Source organism: Pseudomonas sp. FP1742 (assembly GCF_030687145.1).
In the GTDB taxonomy this organism is placed as follows: Bacteria; Pseudomonadota; Gammaproteobacteria; order Pseudomonadales; family Pseudomonadaceae; genus Aquipseudomonas; species Aquipseudomonas frederiksbergensis_D.
Map to the genome: position 1 here is coordinate 3,706,607 of NZ_CP117460.1, position 15,372 is coordinate 3,721,978.

Annotated in this window: 18 protein-coding genes; 11 read left to right on the forward strand and 7 right to left on the reverse strand. The window is 61.1% G+C overall.

Going from position 1 to position 15,372, the window contains the following annotated elements; genetic code table 11:
* Positions 1–2: 2 nt before the first annotated feature.
* The 4 genes from PSH64_RS16385 to PSH64_RS16400 form a co-directional block, all read right to left on the reverse strand.
* Positions 3–443 (reverse strand): cytochrome c, encoded by a 441-nt coding sequence (locus PSH64_RS16385; protein ID WP_105341013.1) that lies wholly within the window; start codon positions 441–443, stop codon positions 3–5.
* A gap of 236 nt (positions 444–679) precedes the next feature.
* Positions 680–937: a cytochrome C oxidase subunit IV family protein gene (locus tag PSH64_RS16390; RefSeq protein ID WP_105341014.1), complete on the reverse strand. Its 258-nt coding sequence runs from the start codon at positions 935–937 to the stop codon at positions 680–682.
* Positions 938–948: 11 nt separating this feature from the next.
* On the reverse strand, positions 949–1,536 hold the full coding sequence (locus PSH64_RS16395) for a cytochrome c oxidase subunit 3 (RefSeq protein WP_305477840.1): 588 nt from the start codon (positions 1,534–1,536) through the stop codon (positions 949–951).
* Entirely contained in the window at positions 1,520–2,311 is a 792-nt protein-coding gene (locus PSH64_RS16400; RefSeq protein ID WP_105341016.1) for a CbbQ/NirQ/NorQ/GpvN family protein, read from the reverse strand. Before PSH64_RS16400 ends, PSH64_RS16395 begins: the two co-directional genes overlap by 17 nt.
* Before the next feature lie 199 nt (positions 2,312–2,510).
* On the opposite strand from PSH64_RS16400, the gene PSH64_RS16405 reads away from it, so the two are divergent.
* The 11 genes from PSH64_RS16405 (at position 2,511) to PSH64_RS16455 (ending at position 11,549) form a co-directional block, all read left to right on the forward strand.
* Positions 2,511–4,202, forward strand: a complete 1,692-nt coding sequence (locus tag PSH64_RS16405; protein WP_370694447.1) for a cytochrome D1 domain-containing protein — start codon at positions 2,511–2,513, stop codon at positions 4,200–4,202.
* A 24-nt stretch (positions 4,203–4,226) separates the two neighbouring features.
* Positions 4,227–4,541 carry a c-type cytochrome gene (locus tag PSH64_RS16410; protein ID WP_305477841.1) on the forward strand — a complete coding sequence of 105 codons (315 nt, stop codon included), beginning with the start codon at positions 4,227–4,229 and terminating at the stop codon, positions 4,539–4,541.
* Between the two features lie 15 nt (positions 4,542–4,556).
* Positions 4,557–4,883 (forward strand): cytochrome c, encoded by a 327-nt coding sequence (locus tag PSH64_RS16415; protein WP_305477842.1) that lies wholly within the window; start codon positions 4,557–4,559, stop codon positions 4,881–4,883.
* Positions 4,880–6,058, forward strand: a complete 1,179-nt coding sequence (locus tag PSH64_RS16420; protein ID WP_305477843.1) for a cytochrome D1 domain-containing protein — start codon at positions 4,880–4,882, stop codon at positions 6,056–6,058. The genes PSH64_RS16415 and PSH64_RS16420 overlap by 4 nt, the downstream gene beginning before the upstream one ends.
* 1 nt (position 6,059) lies before the next feature.
* Positions 6,060–6,518 (forward strand): Lrp/AsnC family transcriptional regulator, encoded by a 459-nt coding sequence (locus tag PSH64_RS16425; protein ID WP_105341021.1) that lies wholly within the window; start codon positions 6,060–6,062, stop codon positions 6,516–6,518.
* The gene (locus PSH64_RS16430; RefSeq protein WP_305477844.1) at positions 6,515–7,030 is read left to right on the forward strand and encodes an AsnC family protein; all 516 of its coding nucleotides are present in this window, start codon (positions 6,515–6,517) and stop codon (positions 7,028–7,030) included. The genes PSH64_RS16425 and PSH64_RS16430 overlap by 4 nt, the downstream gene beginning before the upstream one ends.
* Positions 7,023–7,466 carry an Lrp/AsnC family transcriptional regulator gene (locus PSH64_RS16435; RefSeq protein ID WP_305477845.1) on the forward strand — a complete coding sequence of 148 codons (444 nt, stop codon included), beginning with the start codon at positions 7,023–7,025 and terminating at the stop codon, positions 7,464–7,466. The genes PSH64_RS16430 and PSH64_RS16435 overlap by 8 nt, the downstream gene beginning before the upstream one ends.
* On the forward strand, positions 7,441–7,944 hold the full coding sequence (locus PSH64_RS16440; protein ID WP_305477846.1) for a nitrite reductase: 504 nt from the start codon (positions 7,441–7,443) through the stop codon (positions 7,942–7,944). The genes PSH64_RS16435 and PSH64_RS16440 overlap by 26 nt, the downstream gene beginning before the upstream one ends.
* A gap of 26 nt (positions 7,945–7,970) precedes the next feature.
* On the forward strand, positions 7,971–9,149 hold the full coding sequence (gene nirJ, locus PSH64_RS16445) for a heme d1 biosynthesis radical SAM protein NirJ (RefSeq protein ID WP_305477847.1): 1,179 nt from the start codon (positions 7,971–7,973) through the stop codon (positions 9,147–9,149).
* Positions 9,150–9,219: 70 nt separating this feature from the next.
* Positions 9,220–10,059 (forward strand): uroporphyrinogen-III C-methyltransferase, encoded by an 840-nt coding sequence (gene cobA, locus PSH64_RS16450; RefSeq protein ID WP_305477848.1) that lies wholly within the window; start codon positions 9,220–9,222, stop codon positions 10,057–10,059.
* Positions 10,056–11,549: a nitrite reductase gene (locus PSH64_RS16455; protein ID WP_305477849.1), complete on the forward strand. Its 1,494-nt coding sequence runs from the start codon at positions 10,056–10,058 to the stop codon at positions 11,547–11,549. The genes cobA and PSH64_RS16455 overlap by 4 nt, the downstream gene beginning before the upstream one ends.
* A 197-nt stretch (positions 11,550–11,746) precedes the next feature.
* Here PSH64_RS16455 and PSH64_RS16460 read toward each other — a convergent pair whose 3' ends face one another.
* Genes PSH64_RS16460 through PSH64_RS16470 form a run of 3 tightly spaced genes read right to left on the reverse strand, consistent with a single transcriptional unit; the run spans position 11,747 to position 15,287 of the window.
* On the reverse strand, positions 11,747–12,490 hold the full coding sequence (locus PSH64_RS16460; RefSeq protein ID WP_305477850.1) for an SDR family NAD(P)-dependent oxidoreductase: 744 nt from the start codon (positions 12,488–12,490) through the stop codon (positions 11,747–11,749).
* 39 nt (positions 12,491–12,529) lie between these two features.
* Positions 12,530–13,918 carry an oxygen-independent coproporphyrinogen III oxidase gene (gene hemN / locus PSH64_RS16465; RefSeq protein ID WP_305477851.1) on the reverse strand — a complete coding sequence of 463 codons (1,389 nt, stop codon included), beginning with the start codon at positions 13,916–13,918 and terminating at the stop codon, positions 12,530–12,532.
* On the reverse strand, positions 13,902–15,287 hold the full coding sequence (locus PSH64_RS16470; RefSeq protein WP_105341030.1) for a coproporphyrinogen III oxidase: 1,386 nt from the start codon (positions 15,285–15,287) through the stop codon (positions 13,902–13,904). Before PSH64_RS16470 ends, hemN begins: the two co-directional genes overlap by 17 nt.
* Positions 15,288–15,372 lie beyond the last annotated feature (85 nt).

Below are 15,372 nucleotides of genomic sequence, written 5' to 3' on the forward strand. Positions count from 1 at the left end.
TCTCAGCCCTCCTTGTTTGGCGGCCAGCCATTGGTGTTGATGTTCGAGCTCCATTTGAGGAACTCGGCGATGTCATCCACCTCTTGCTCGCTCAACTTGAACTGCGGCATCGCTCGCCGGCCCGGTACGCCCAGCGGCTGCATTTTCATCCAGGCATGCAGAAAGGGTTTGAAACCCGCCTCCCCGCCGCGCCGCTGGAACACGTTGCCCAGCTCAGGTGCGAAATAGGCGCCCTCGCCCAGTAATGTGTGGCAGCCGATGCAGTTGTTTTGCTCCCAGACCGTCTTGCCGCGAATCACTGATTCGGTGAGCTGCGCTTCATTGCTGCGCACGGGAAAGGTCTGTTCCGTGTGATAGGTCAAGGCCAGGAATATCAGGAAGAAGAAGACGCTTCCCCCGAAGTAGATATTCCTGGCCATGCCTTTGGTGAAGGTCTCTGACATGGTCGCTTCCTCTTTGCTTGGCGTGCCCATGATAGAAAGCGAGGGGGTAAAACCTGCTTGATGGCGATCAAGAAAGGCAGATGGTTTTGGTCGGGTATAGATCGTATGGCTGACGGAGATCTAATGTGGGAGCGGGCTTGCTCGCGAAGGCGGCGTGTCAGGCAACATCAATGTCGACTGACACTCCCTCTTCGCGAGCAAGCCCGCTCCCACATTAGAATCGCGCTGTTATTCCTTCAGCGGAACGACACCAGTGTCAGCCCTACAATGGCCGCCAACACCAGCGCCCAGCTCACCATCAACCGCCGCCACAATCGGGGGGCATGACGCAGTTCCATAAAACCATCGGTGATCAGCCAGGCCTTGCCAACCGCCACCAGCAAAATGGCAATGGACAGCAGTTCCGTCGCGCCCACCTGTGCCAGCATCACCGTGCACACGCTTAGCGTGGCCAGCGCTGCCCAGCAGACGAGCAAAAACCTGGACGCCGACATCAAAACCTCCGTCAATTCAGGACGTAGACCAGCGGAAACAGCACGACCCAGATCAGATCGACCATGTGCCAATACAGCACGCCCGATTCAAGCCCGCTGCGGTTGGCCGCGTCATACAGGCCACGACGGCAACGCTCGGCCAGCCAGCCGAGGATGAACATGCCGAGCAATACATGGAGAAAATGAAAACCGGTGAGGATCCAGTAGAGGGTGAAAAACGTGTTGTGCTCCATGCCCAGCCCCGAGGCCAGCAAGTGTCGGTATTCCGTGAGCTTCAACACCACATAGACACTGGCGGCGAACAAGGCTGCCAGCAGATAGACAGCGCCGTGGCGTGACCGGGAGCGCTTGACCTGCTCCTGAGCCAGCGCGGCGAACAGCCCGGCGGTGAGCAGGCTCAGGGTCATCGCCAGGCCGGTAGAGGTGTTGAGCAACAGACGGCTTTCGCTGAACAGTTGCGGCTTGAGTGCCTGGGTCACGGCGAACGCCAGAATCAGGATAGCGAACACCGACAGCTCGGCCAGAATGAAAAACCACATCGCCAGATCGCCCGGCAGGTGGCCACGCGCAACGCCCCTGGACTCAGCCGAAGTGGACATCAACCACGCCCATCAGCGCCGCGACCGTCAGCGGATCATCGCTCAGCGGCTCGGCCAGGCAGGCCATGCACGCTTCACGCGGGTTCATGCCGGAGCGGATCATTCGCGCGGTGAAAATCAGCAACCGCGTCGAGGCGACTTCCTCAAGATCATGTTGATCCAGCCTTCGCAGGGCCTGCCCCAGCCTGACCACTTGCGCCGCCAGCGCGCTGTCCACCTGCGCTTCCCGGGCGACAATACGCTCTTCATCGGCCACCGGCGGATAGCCGAAACGCATCGCCACGAAGCGTTGTCGGGTGCTGGGTTTCATGCCTTTGAGCAGGTTCTGGTAGCCGGGGTTGTACGACACCACCAGCATGAATGACGGCGGCGCCTGCAACACTTCGCCGGTGCGTTCCAGGAACAGCTCACGACGATCATCGGCCAGTGGATGCAGTACGACCACGGTGTCCTGCCGCGCCTCGACCACTTCGTCCAGATAACAAATGCCGCCTTCACGCACCGCGCGGGTCAGCGGTCCGTCCTGCCACCAGGTGCCCTGGGCACCGATCAAATGACGACCGATCAGGTCGGCGGCACTCAGGTCGTCATGGCAAGCCACGGTGTACAGCGGCAACTTCAGCCGATGGGCCATGTGCTGGACGAAACGGGTCTTGCCGCACCCCGTCGGGCCTTTGATCAGTACCGGCATGCCGTGTCGCCAGGCTTGCTCGAACAGCGCCTGCTCATTATTGAGCGGTTGATAGAAGGGTTCGCAAGACTGGATTCGGTCCATGGGCTGTCTGTTCCAAAAGCGGATTCAAGCCACACGCTACGGGCCCCTGCGACAACCTGGCAAGTGACATGGCCAGCAAACTTGATCGCGGTCAAGCGAGCATTGGCCTGCTCGGGCATAGCCTTGCACGGCACTAAGAACCTGCGTTCTGCGCTGCCGTTTCAGCACATCGCAAAGGTCTTGCCTGAGGAGAAATGGAATGCTGATCAGCAATAGAAAAACGTTTGCTCTGACTGTCGCCACACTGTGTTCGGCGCTGGCCCTTGCGGTGACTCATGCGGCCCGGGCCGACGAGCCCGCTGCTGCCGTGGCCAGCCCGCTGATGGTCAAAACCGCCGGAGCGCCCGACATGAGTCAGGCCGAGTTCGACGCGTCCAAGGAAATCTACTTCCAGCGCTGCGCCGGCTGTCACGGCGTGCTGCGCAAAGGCGCCACGGGCAAACCACTGACGCCGGACATCACCCAGTCTCGCGGCCAGCCGTACCTGGAGGCGTTGATTACCTACGGTTCACCGGCGGGCATGCCGAACTGGGGAACATCCAATGCGCTGACCAAGGATCAGATCACGGCCATGGCCAAGTTCATTCAGCACACGCCGCCCACGCCACCGGAATGGGGCATGGCCGAGACGCTGAAAACCTGGAAAGTGCTGGTCAAGCCCGAGGACCGTCCGAAGAAGCAACTGAGCACACTCAACCTGCCCAACCTGTTTTCGGTGACGTTGCGCGATGACGGCAAGATTGCCCTGATCGACGGTGACAGCAAGAAAATCGTCAAGCTGATCGAGACCGGTTATGCGGTGCACATCTCGCGGATCTCCGCCTCCGGTCGCTACCTGCTGGTGATCGGTCGAGACGCCCGGATCGACATGATCGACCTGTGGCCGGTGGAGCCGACCAAGGTCGCCGAAGTCAAAGTGGGCATCGAAGCGCGCTCGGTGGAGACCTCCAAGTTCAAGGGCTACGAAGACAAATACACCATCGCCGGCTCCTATTGGCCGCCGCAGTTCACCATCATGGATGGCGAAACCCTGGAGCCCAAACAGATCGTCTCGACCCGCGGCATGACCGTCGACAAGCAGGAATACCACCCGGAACCCCGGGTCGCGGCGATCATCGCCTCCCACGAATGGCCGGAGTTCATCGTCAACGTCAAGGAGACCGGCAAGGTCATGCTGGTCAATTACCAGGACATCAAAAACCTCACCATCACCTACATCGATGCCGCGCCGTTCCTGCATGACGGCGGTTGGGACAGTACGCACCGCTACTTCATGACCGCCGCCAACAACTCCAACAAAGTCGCCGTGATCGACTCCAAAAAGCGCAACCTGGCAGCCCTGGTGGACGTCGGCAAAACCCCTCACCCCGGTCGCGGCGCCAACTTCAATCACCCGACCTACGGACCGGTCTGGGCCACCAGCCATCTGGGTGATGACGGCATCTCCCTGATCGGTACCGACCCGGTCAAACACCCGCAATACGCCTGGAAACAGGTTGCTTCGCTCAAGGGCCAGGGCGGCGGATCGCTGTTCATCAAAACCCACCCTGACTCCCGTCACCTGTATGTCGACACCACCCTCAACCCGGACGCCAGGCTGAGCCAGTCGGTGGCGGTGTTCAACATCGACAAACTCGACGCCGGCTACACCGTGCTGCCCATCGCCGAGTACGCCGGCATCAAGCAAGGCGCCATGCGGGTCGTGCAGCCGGAATACAACAAGGCCGGCGATGAAGTGTGGTTCTCCGTATGGAGCGGCCAGACAGACGAATCGGCGTTGGTGGTGATCGACGACAAAACCCTGAAGCTCAAAACAGTCATCAAGGACAAACGACTGATCACGCCCACGGGAAAATTCAACGTCTACAACACCCAACACGACATTTATTGAGCTCCATCAATGAAAGGAATCCTCATGAAAAATACCCTGCTTTCACTGATCGCCCTGACCGGCGCATTGAGCCTGCAACCGGTGGTGGCCCAAGACGCGCCGGAGCTGTTCAAGAGCAAACCCTGTGCAGCCTGCCATTCCATCGACACTAAATTAGTCGGCCCGGCACTCAAGGAAGTAGCCGCCCGGAACGCTGGCGTGGCCGGGGCCGTGGACACCCTGGCCAACCACATCAAGAACGGCACGCAAGGCAACTGGGGCCCGATACCAATGCCGGCCAACCCGGTGACGGATGACGAAGCGAAGACACTAGCGACTTGGGTCCTGAGTCTCAAATAGCCAACGGAGGGCGCCATGATGATTTATCGACACGCAGCGGTTCTGGCGGCCCTCCTCCTCTTTTGCGCAACCTCGGTTGCGGCGCCTGACGCCAAGCGTCAGGCCCAACTCACACACCTGCTGGCCCAGGACTGTGGCGCCTGTCATGGGTTGCACATGACCGGCGGGCTGGGTCCCGACCTGACCCGCGCAACCCTGGCCGGCAAGTCCCGGGACAGCCTGATTGTCACCGTCACCCAAGGCCGCCCCGGCACCGCGATGCCCGGCTGGGGCCCATTGCTCAGCCCGGACGACATTCGTTGGCTGGTCGATCTTCTTCTCCAGGGATACCCCGCACCATGATCCGTTCAACCCTGCTTTTAGCGGCGACCGGCCTATTGTTGTCCGCGTGTGTTCAGCCACCCTTGCGTGGTACCGGCGATCTGGGCGTGGTGGTGGAGCGCGCCACCGGCAGCGTGCAAATCATCGAAAGCGATACCCACACCGCACTGGCCCGCCTCGAGGGTTTGGGCGATCTGTCCCATGCCTCGGTGGTGTTCTCCCGCGATCAGCGTTATGCCTATGTGTTCGGCCGCGACGGCGGGTTGAGCAAGATCGACCTGCTGACCCGACGCATCGATCAACGGGTGATACAGGGCGGCAACAGCATCGGCGGCGCCATCAGTCAGGACGGCAAACTCATCGCTGTGTCCAACTACGTGCCCGGCGGCGTGAAGGTGTTCGATGCCGAAACCCTGCAATTGGTGGCCGATATTCCCGCGACACCGCTCGCCGATGGCAGCAAACGCTCACGGGTGGTGGGCCTGGTCGACGCGCCCGGTCAGCGGTTTGTGTTCAGCCTGTTCGATACCGGCGAGATCTGGAGCGCCGATTTCAGTCAGGGCAGCACGCCACGGATCAGCCGCTTCACCGGCGTCGGCCAGCAACCCTATGACGCGCTGATTACCCCCGATGGTCGCTATTACATGGCTGGGCTGTTCGGCGAAGACGGCATGGCGCAACTCGACCTCTGGCATCCCGAGCGCGGGGTGCAGCGAGTGCTCGGTGATTACGGACGCGGCCAGGCGAAGTTGCCCGTCTACAAGATGCCGCATCTGGAGGGCTGGGCCGTTGCCGACAACCAGGCCTTCGTACCCGCCGTCGGCCGTCATCAGGTGCTGGTGATGGATTCCCGCACCTGGCAGCAGACTGCTGTCATCCCGGTGGCCGGCCAACCGGTGTTCGTCACGTCGCGGCCGGACGGTCGGCAACTGTGGGTCAATTTCGCCTACCCGGACAACGATCGGGTTCAGGTCATCGACAGCGAAACCCACGCCGTGGTCGCCGATCTGCGGCCGGGGCCGGCGGTGCTGCACATGGAGTTCACCGCGCGCGGCGACCAGTTGTGGCTGTCGTTACGCGATGGCGATCAGGTTCAGGTCTGGGATCCGTACCGCCTGAAGCAGCTGAGCAACCTTCCCGCCACCGCGCCGAGCGGCATCTTCTTCAGCAGCCGCGCGCAAAAAATGGGCTATTGAAATGAACCTCGACCTGCTCAGCCGCCAATTGATCGACCGCTTCCAGCACGGCATGCCGCTGTGCCCGGAACCTTACAAGGAGATGGCGCGGATTCTCGGTTGCCGCGAGGACCAGGTGATGGCGTGCCTGGAAGCAATGGATCAGGCCGGCACCCTCTCACGGATCGGCCCGGTGTTCGAACACAGTCGCGCCGGGGCCAGCACCCTCGCCGCCCTCGCCGTACCCGCCGAACGCCTGCAACAGGTCGCCGAGCGCGTCAGCCAATATCCCGAGGTCAATCACAACTACGCACGGGAGCATTTCTACAACCTGTGGTTTGTGCTGACCGGGCCTGATCGCCCACACATCGAACGTGTTCTCGAACAACTTGAGAACGACACCGGCCTCGTGCCGCTGGATCTGCCGATGTTGACCGCTTACCGCATCGACCTCGGTTTTGCCTTGGGAGAAGGCCCATGAAGCCGGGATTGAGCCCCGAACAGACACAGGCCTTACGAAGGCACCTGGAAGACGGATTACCGCGTGTTTCGCGCCCTTATCAGGCCCTCGCCGAACGGATAAACGCCGACGAAAACCAGGTGCTCGCGCAAATGCGCCAGTGGCACGAACAAGGGCTGTTTCGTCGAGTCGGCCTGGTACTCAACCATCGCGCGCTGGGCTTTACCGCCAACGCCATGCTGGTGCTGGATGTTCCGGACGCGCTGATCGACGAAGTCGGCCAGCGTCTGGGCCGGGCGCCTGGTATCACCCTCTGCTATCAACGGCCGCGGCGCCTGCCGCAGTGGCGCTACAACCTGTTCTGCATGGTTCACGGGCGCCAGCGCGCGCAGGTCGAGGCGCAGATCCAGGCATTGCTGGAAGAACACCTGCTGAGCGACCTGCCCCATCAACTGCTGTTCAGCACCCATGCCTTCAAACAATGCGGCGGGCGCTTTGCCCCCTCGCCAACAGGAGCGCCCCTCCATGGATGACCTCGACCGTCGGCTGATCAACCGCTTGCAACTGGGCCTGCCGCTGGTACGCCAGCCGTGGCAGGTACTGGCCGACGAACTGCAGAGCACCAGCACTGAACTGCTCGATCGCCTCCACGCGCTGCTGGAAGACGGCGTACTCACGCGCTTCGGCCCGATGTTCGACATCGAACGCCTCGGCGGCGCCTTCACTCTCGCGGCGCTGGCAGTGCCGGAAGAGCGTTTCGAAGAGGTCGCCGGGCAACTGCAGGCCCTGCCTGAAGTGGCGCACAACTATCGACGCGAACACGCCTGGAACATGTGGTTCGTGCTCGCCTGCGCGACCGAACAAGACGTCACCGAAACCTTGCAATACATCGAAACCCTGACCGGTTTGCCGCTGCTCAACGTGCCTAAAGAGGAGACTTACCATGTCGGTCTGTACTTCCCGGTCTGAAGACACCCTGGCACACCGCCTGATTGAACTGACCCAGGCCGGCCTGCCGCTGCTGGATGACCCGTGGGCCTGGCTCGCCGAACAGCTGGACCTGAGCATCGAATCCACCCTGGATCTGCTCAAGCGCCTGCAGGCCGAGGGCGCGATCCGGCGTATCGCCGCCGTCCCCAACCACTATCGCCTGGGCTATCGCCACAACGGCATGACGGTCTGGGACGTGCGCGATACCGACATGCCGCGCCTCGGTGCGCTGATCGGTGCGCAGCCCTTCGTCAGTCATTGCTATCGACGCCCGCGACGAACCGCGTGGCGCTACAACCTGTTCGCCATGGTGCACGGTCGCAGCCGCGAGGAAATCGACAGTTACCGCGATCACCTGCACTACTTGCTGGGCGATGCCTGTGTCGCCGACGAGATGCTGGTGAGCAGTCGCATCCTGAAAAAAACCGGTTTACGGCTACCGCCAACGCCACGCTGAACACGCACTGGCCCAAGGAGATTTACATGTTGAGGATCAGCCAATACCTGCGTGCCCTGACCGGCCAGGCGCCAGCCCCCAGAACCAGCCCACCGGGCAGCAACCGGCCGCCGGTGGTGATCTGGAACCTGCTCAGGCGCTGCAACCTGACGTGCAAACACTGCTACGCCACGTCCGCCGACAGCATCTTTCGCGACGAACTGGATACGCCCGCCGCACTGACCGTGATCGACGATCTGCACGACGCCGGCGTGAAGGTATTGATTCTTTCCGGCGGTGAACCGCTGTTGCGTGAGGATCTGTTTGTGCTCAGTGCCTACGCCCGCAGCAAGGGTTTCTTTGTGGCGTTGTCCACCAACGGCACGTTGATCGATGAGCAGAATATCGCGCAGATCCGCGCGGCGAATTTCGACTATGTCGGGATCAGCATCGATGGCCTGGAAGCCACCCATGATGCGTTCCGTCAATTGAAGGGCAGCTTCGCCAGTTCCATGCGGGCGATCCGGCTCTGTCGCGAACAGGGCATTCGCGTCGGCTTGCGCACCACCCTGACCCAGGAGAATCATGCGCAACTGCCGCAATTGCTGGGGCTGATACGCGAGTATGACGTGCAGAAGTTTTATCTGTCGCACCTCAATTACAGCGGTCGCGGCAAACGCAGCCGCCAGCTCGACGCCCGGCAACAGATGAGCCGCGAAGCGATGACGCTGATTTTCGAACGGGCCTGGGAAGACATCCAGCACGGTCGCGACAGCGATTTTGTCAGCGGCAACAACGATGCCGACGCGATTCTCTTGCTGCACTGGGTGGGCCTGCATCTACCCGAACATTACCCGCGCCTGGAACACATGCTCCGCGCCTGGGGCGGCAACGCGTCGGGCAGCGGCATCGCTAACATCGACAACACCGGCGAAGTGCACCCCGACACCTATTGGTGGCAGCACTCGGTGGGCAATGTCCGGCACACGCCGTTTCGCACGCTGTGGCTGGACCGCCCGGACGCCTTGTTGCAGCGACTGCGCGTGCATCCGCGGGCCGTCAGTGGCCGCTGTGGTCAATGCCACTGGCTGAGTATCTGCAACGGCAATACCCGCACCCGCGCCTGGGCCGAAGGGGATCTCTGGGGCCAGGACCCCGGTTGTCACCTCAGTGATGCAGAAATTGGCATGCCGCCATTAACGACCATCCCTTGCGTCATGCACTGAAGCACCCGCCTGGCGAGCCATCTGACAAAGGATGGGGCCGGCCCACCTGATGAAGCACCAAGGACGTCCCATGCATCCATCGATTATTTTACCGGCTGCACTTGAGTCCCCGTTCAGACCGGGCGAAGTCGCCCTGGTCGGCGCCGGCCCCGGCGATCCACGCTTGCTGACCCTGCGCGCCTGGAGCCTGTTGATGCAAGCCGACGCCGTGGTTTACGACCGCCTGATCAGCCCCGAGCTGCTGACGTTGATCCCCCTCACCTGCGCCCGGCATTACGTCGGCAAGGCCAGTGGCTGCCATAGCCTGCCCCAGGAACAGATCAACGAACTGCTCGCCGACCTCGCCGATCTGGGGCAGCGTGTAGTCCGGCTCAAGGGTGGCGACCCGTTCATCTTCGGCCGTGGCGCCGAGGAGTTGGAGTATCTGCTGCAACGCAACATTGACTGCCAGGTGGTCCCCGGCATTACTGCCGCCTCCGGGTGTAGCGCTTACGCTGGCATTCCGCTGACCCACCGGGATCTGGTCAACTCCTGTCGATTCATCACCGGGCACCTGCAACACGATGGTGAGTTGCAATTACCCTGGAGCAGCCTCGTCGACAGCAGCCAGACCCTGGTGTTTTACATGGGGTTATCGAATCTCGGGATGATCGCCCGACGCTTGATCGAGGCCGGAATGCCCGCCGATACGCCGGCGGCGCTGATCAGCAATGGCACGCGATCCGACCAGCATGTTGCCCGTGGCTTGCTGCATCAACTGCCGACCCTGGCGCTGGATTGCCCACCGGGCATTCCGACGCTGACGGTAATCGGCACAGTGGTCGACCTGTTTGCGACCCAACAGCAGGAATACCCGGCGCGCTTTTACTCCGTTCCAGTGTTGCAACGCCACGGTAAGGTGGCGATATGAAGCGCATGCTGCTTGCCCCATTGTTATGGATCGGTGCGGCCCATGCCGGTGCAGCGGTTCCGCCCTCCGACGCGGCCGTCAATCTCTACCAACAGCATTGCCAGCGCTGCCATGGCGCCAACCGTCTCGGCGGTACGGGACCTGCCTTGCTGCCGGAGAGTCTGAGCCGGATCAAACCCGACGAAATCCGCAGCGTGATCCAGGACGGTCGTCCCGCGAGTCAGATGACCGGGTATGCCAACGTGTTCAACGCCACGCAGATCGACGCGCTGGTGGATTACCTTCAGCAACCACCCACCACCCCACCCAGCTGGAGTAACGACGACATTCGCGGCAGTCATTCCATTCTCGCCGATATCAACAAATTGCCCGACACACCTCAGCATGGCGCCGATCCACTGAACCTGTTTGTGGTGGTGGAAGCCGGCGACCATCACATCGACATCCTCGACGGCGACCGCTTTGAAGTGCTGGCGCGGTTCGCTTCGCACTTTGCCGTGCATGGCGGGCCGAAGTTTTCACCGGATGGACGCTTCGTCTACGTGGCCTCTCGCGATGGCTGGATCAGCCTGTATGACTTGCACAACCTGAAACTGATCGCCGAGGTCCGCGCCGGACTCAACACCCGCAACCTCGCAGTGAGCAAGGACGGCCGCTGGGTGCTGGTGGGTAACTATTTGCCGGGCAACCTGGTGGTGCTCGATGCCCGTGATCTGTCACTGGTCAAAACCATTCCGGCGATCGGCCAGGACGGCACCGTGTCACGGGTCAGCGCGGTCTACACCGCGCCGCCACGGGACAGCTTCATCGTGGCGCTCAAGGACGTGAAGGAAGTCTGGGAACTGCCCTGCGCCGGCACACCGGACTTCGAGCCGCGCCGGATCCATGCCGAGGATGTACTGGACGACTTTTCCTTTTCACCGGATTACAAGCAACTGCTGGCCACCTCACGCAAGGCCAAGGGCGGCCAGGTGATCGACCTCGACAGTGGCCAGGTGGTCACCGACATTCCGCTGCCGGGCATGCCGCACCTGGGGTCCGGGACTTATTGGAAACGTAACGGTGAATGGGTGTTCGCCACGCCGAACATCAGCAAGGGGCTGATCTCGGTCATCGACTTCAAGACCTGGAAACTGCTCAAGGAAATACCGACCCTGGGGCCTGGTTTCTTCATGCGCAGCCACGTCAACTCGCGGTATGCCTGGACCGACGTGTTCTTCGGCCCCGACAACGATGCGATCCACTTGATCGACAAACAGACCCTGGAAATCGCCCACACCCTGCGCCCGATGCCCGGTAAGACCGCCGCCCACGTCGAATTCACCCGCGACGGTCGCTACCTGCTGCTGAGTATCTGGGCCACCGACGGTGCGTTGATCGTCTATGACAGCAACACCCTCAAGGAGGTCAAGCGCCTGCCGATGAACAAGCCGTCGGGCAAGTACAACGTGGGCAACAAGATTGAGTTTGTGGAGGGCACTTCGCATTAGGCTTTGTGCCCCTAATGCGGGGACAACTCAAACCTGTGGCGAGGGGGCTTGCCCCCGTTCGACTGCGAAGCAGTCGCAAAACAGCAGACGGCGGTGTAACTGAAACATTGTGGTGGAGAGTTAAAAGAGGGGCTGCTTCGCAGCCCAACGGGGGCAAGCCCCCTCGCCACAGGGATCTCGCCCACCTCCGCGCAGCATCACCCCAAGGTATAACCGTTATCGACTTTCCAGTCCTGACCATAAACACCCCGCGCGCCTTGGGACAGCTGAAAGACAATCACGTTGGCCACCGCTGACGCATCGAGGAAATGACCGGGCAGCAGACGTTTGCCGAGAGTGTCGGCAACCTCGTCGAGTTCCCCGTCGGTCAACCCCAGGTTGTCCCACATCGAGGTCGCGGTCGGCCCCGGGGAGACCAGATTGATGCGCACGTCATAACGCGCGAATTCCACCGCCAATGTGCGCGCCTGCGCCGCCAGCGCGGCCTTGCTGGCAATGCAGGCGGCCAGACCAGGATAGCTCGAACCGGTCAGGAAGCTGCCGACAAACACCACCGAAGCCGGACTCGCCAACTCCCCGCGTAACGCCGCCAGGGTATTCAACGCCCCGGCGCCGTTGACCGCCCACTGGCGCTGGAAGGCCGGCATGTCGAGGCTATCGGCCATTTCGGCGATACCCGCGTTGGGCACCAGATAATCCACCGGCCCCAGCGCCGACGCATGTTCGGCCAGCGCCTGCAGGTCATCCTGACAGGTCACGTCACCGGCACACCACTGCAGGCGCTCGCCATAGATCTGCTGCAAGGCCGGCAATTCACCGATTGTCCGTGACATCGCCAGCACCTTGACCCCGCGTGGCAACAGTGCGGCACACAAGGCCAGGCCTATCCCGGAACTGGCGCCCGTGACCACCGCCAAACGATCCTGAAACTCGGTTCTCATCATTTCCTCCTGGCATCGCGGACGCCAGCACTGGGGACTTCAAACGGTACGTGAAAACCGGCCTTTTTGATCAGCGCCCAAATAGGCATCAAACGCCATCGCCGCGCTGCGCATCATCAAATGCCCGTGGGGCAGCAACACCAACGCGTCTTTGTGAATCTGCAGCAAGCCATCGCGAACATGCTCGTCCAGCTGCCTCAGCGCATCGGCAAAGTAATCGGCAAAGCAAATGTCATGGCGCGCTTCAAACTTGCCGAAGTCGATCCGGCCGTGGCACATCAGATCGCTGATCACTTCACGGCGCAGCCGATCATCGGCGCTCAACCGGTAACCCCGATGCACAGGCAACAAGCCTTGATCGATACGGGCGTAGTACTGTGAAAGCTCCTTGACGCTCTGGCTGTAGCTGTCGCCGACCTTGCCGATGGAGGACACCCCGAGACCGATCAAATCGCAGTCGGCGTGGGTGGAATAACCCTGGAAATTGCGCTGCAACGTGCCATTGGCCCGGGCCAGCGCCAACTCATCGTCCGGCAAGGCGAAATGGTCCATGCCGATATAGATATAACCGGCCTCGGTCAGACGGCGGATAGTCAGTTCAAGCAACTCCAGTTTGCGCTCCGGCGGCGGCATGTCGGCCGAGCGAATCAGCCGTTGTGCCCGCACCAATTCCGGCAGATGGGCGTAGCTGTAGGCGGCAATCCGGTCCGGACGCAGCGCGATGATTTTGCCGAGGGTGACATCGAAACTCTCCACGGTTTGCAATGGCAGGCCGTAAATCAGATCGACACTGATCGATTTGAATCGCGCCTGGCGCGCCGCAGCGACCAGTGCATGGATTTGCTCTTCACTTTGCTGCCGATTGACCGCAGCCTGCACGTCGGGATCGAAATCCTGTACGCCAAAGCTCAGACGATTGAACCCCAACTGGCGCAACGACTGGATCTGTTGGGTATTGATGGTGCGAGGGTCGACCTCGATGGAAAACTCATGCTCATCGCTGTCATCCATGTCGAATGCCTGGTGCAGGCAGTCCATGAGGTCAGCCAGTTGTTCGCTGGTCAAATAGGTCGGCGTGCCACCTCCCAGGTGCAGTTGCGTGAGTTTGCGGGTGCGGTCGAACAAGGCGGCTTGCATCGCGATTTCGCGCTTGAGGTACGTCAGGTACTCGACGGCGCGGTGGGTTTTCTGGGTAATGATTTTGTTGCAGGCGCAGTAGTAACAAAGGCTTTTGCAGAACGGGATGTGGATGTACACCGACAGCGATTTTGGCGTTGTCGCCTGGTTGCTGTCCGAGGCCGCACGCTGATAGTCATCGACGGCGAACGCCTGGTGAAACTGCGGCGCAGTCGGGTAAGAGGTATAGCGCGGTCCTGGGAGGTCGTACTTTTCGACCAGGGCGCGATTGAAATCAAATGAAGTTGTCATGGTCAACCCACTCGCAATGGGACGGATGCCCCGCACCGCCCGAGTCCTTTTCAAACAGGTTGCAGACGGCATCCACATGCGGCCGACCGGCCGGAAGAATACTGATGAAACGGTCAGACAGCTCGATCAACCCGTCACGGCTCAACTGCTCCAGCACAGGCCAGGCGGCGGAAAAGTACTGGCGAAAAATGAGTCCATAGCGCCTCTCGATAGCCGGGATATCCAGCTCCAGATCACACGCCAGGCGTTCCATGACCCTGTGGCTGGCCTGATTCCCCGCCTCACAGCGCCAGCCACGACTCGTCGGCAATTGGTCCATGTCCAGCTGCTGCTGATACCGTTCCGGCTCGTCGGTGTTTTGCGCATACAAATCGTCGATCTGACTGATAGCGCCCAGACCGAACCCGATATGGTCGCAATAGCCGTGACGGGTAAACCCCTCATGATTGCGACATAACCGGCCGCGCTCCTGAGCAATCGCCAAATCGTCATCGGGCCGGACAAACTGCCCCAGGCCAATGTAGTGATAACCGGCGCCGATCAACTGCTCAAAGCAGATCCGGCGCATGGCGCCTTTATCTTCCTCGCTGCAAAACGCCCGGATTCTGTCTGCGGCCTTTGGCCGATAGCGCTGAGGTGGCCGGGCATAATCAAACACCAGCAGCCGGTCTGGCTCCAGCTCGATGATGGTTGCCAGTTTCAGCGCAAAACTTTCCGGCGTCTGCCAGGTATGGCCATAACCCAGATCGACATTGATGGATCGATAGCCGAAGGTACGAGCGGCATCGATAAGCGAATGGATCGGTGCCGGGTTCTGGTAGCAGGCCACCGACATCGCACTGTCGGCACCGATGTCCGGAACGCCGATGCTGACATGGTTGAACCCCAGGTCACGCAGCATGCCCATGGTCGACCAATCCGTATGGTGAAGGTCCACTTCTATGCTGTAGTCACCGCATTCATGTCCAAGAAAGTTGAATCGGCCACGCAGGTGATTCATCAAACGGTTCAGGTGGGCGATGGCGGGTGTTCCGCCCCCCAGATGAAACTGCTCGACCCGCTGCCCGGAGCCCAGATGACAACCGACGAGGTCGATCTCATGTTGCAGACGCTGAAGATAGTGTTCGACCCCACTGTGCTCCCATGAACTATCGCGAGGGGACCACAAGGCAGGCTTGAGGTTAGAAGGCAGTTGCACGTTCAGCGACAGCGGACGGCACTTCTGACGGCTGACGCGCAATGCACGAAGCAGATCCAGAGAGCCGATGCCGCCATGAAATTTTTCAGTGTCTACATGGCAGTTGCGGTCGAGCACGCCTTGATCACACCGGACGTTCAGCTCACCGGGGTTGTGAAATAAATTGAGCATATCGGGTCTCCGAGACTGGCTGCGGACCGCCAGTGTCGGAGTCTGGCGACCAATGCTCCTTGATTTGCATCAAGCCCGAGCGAAG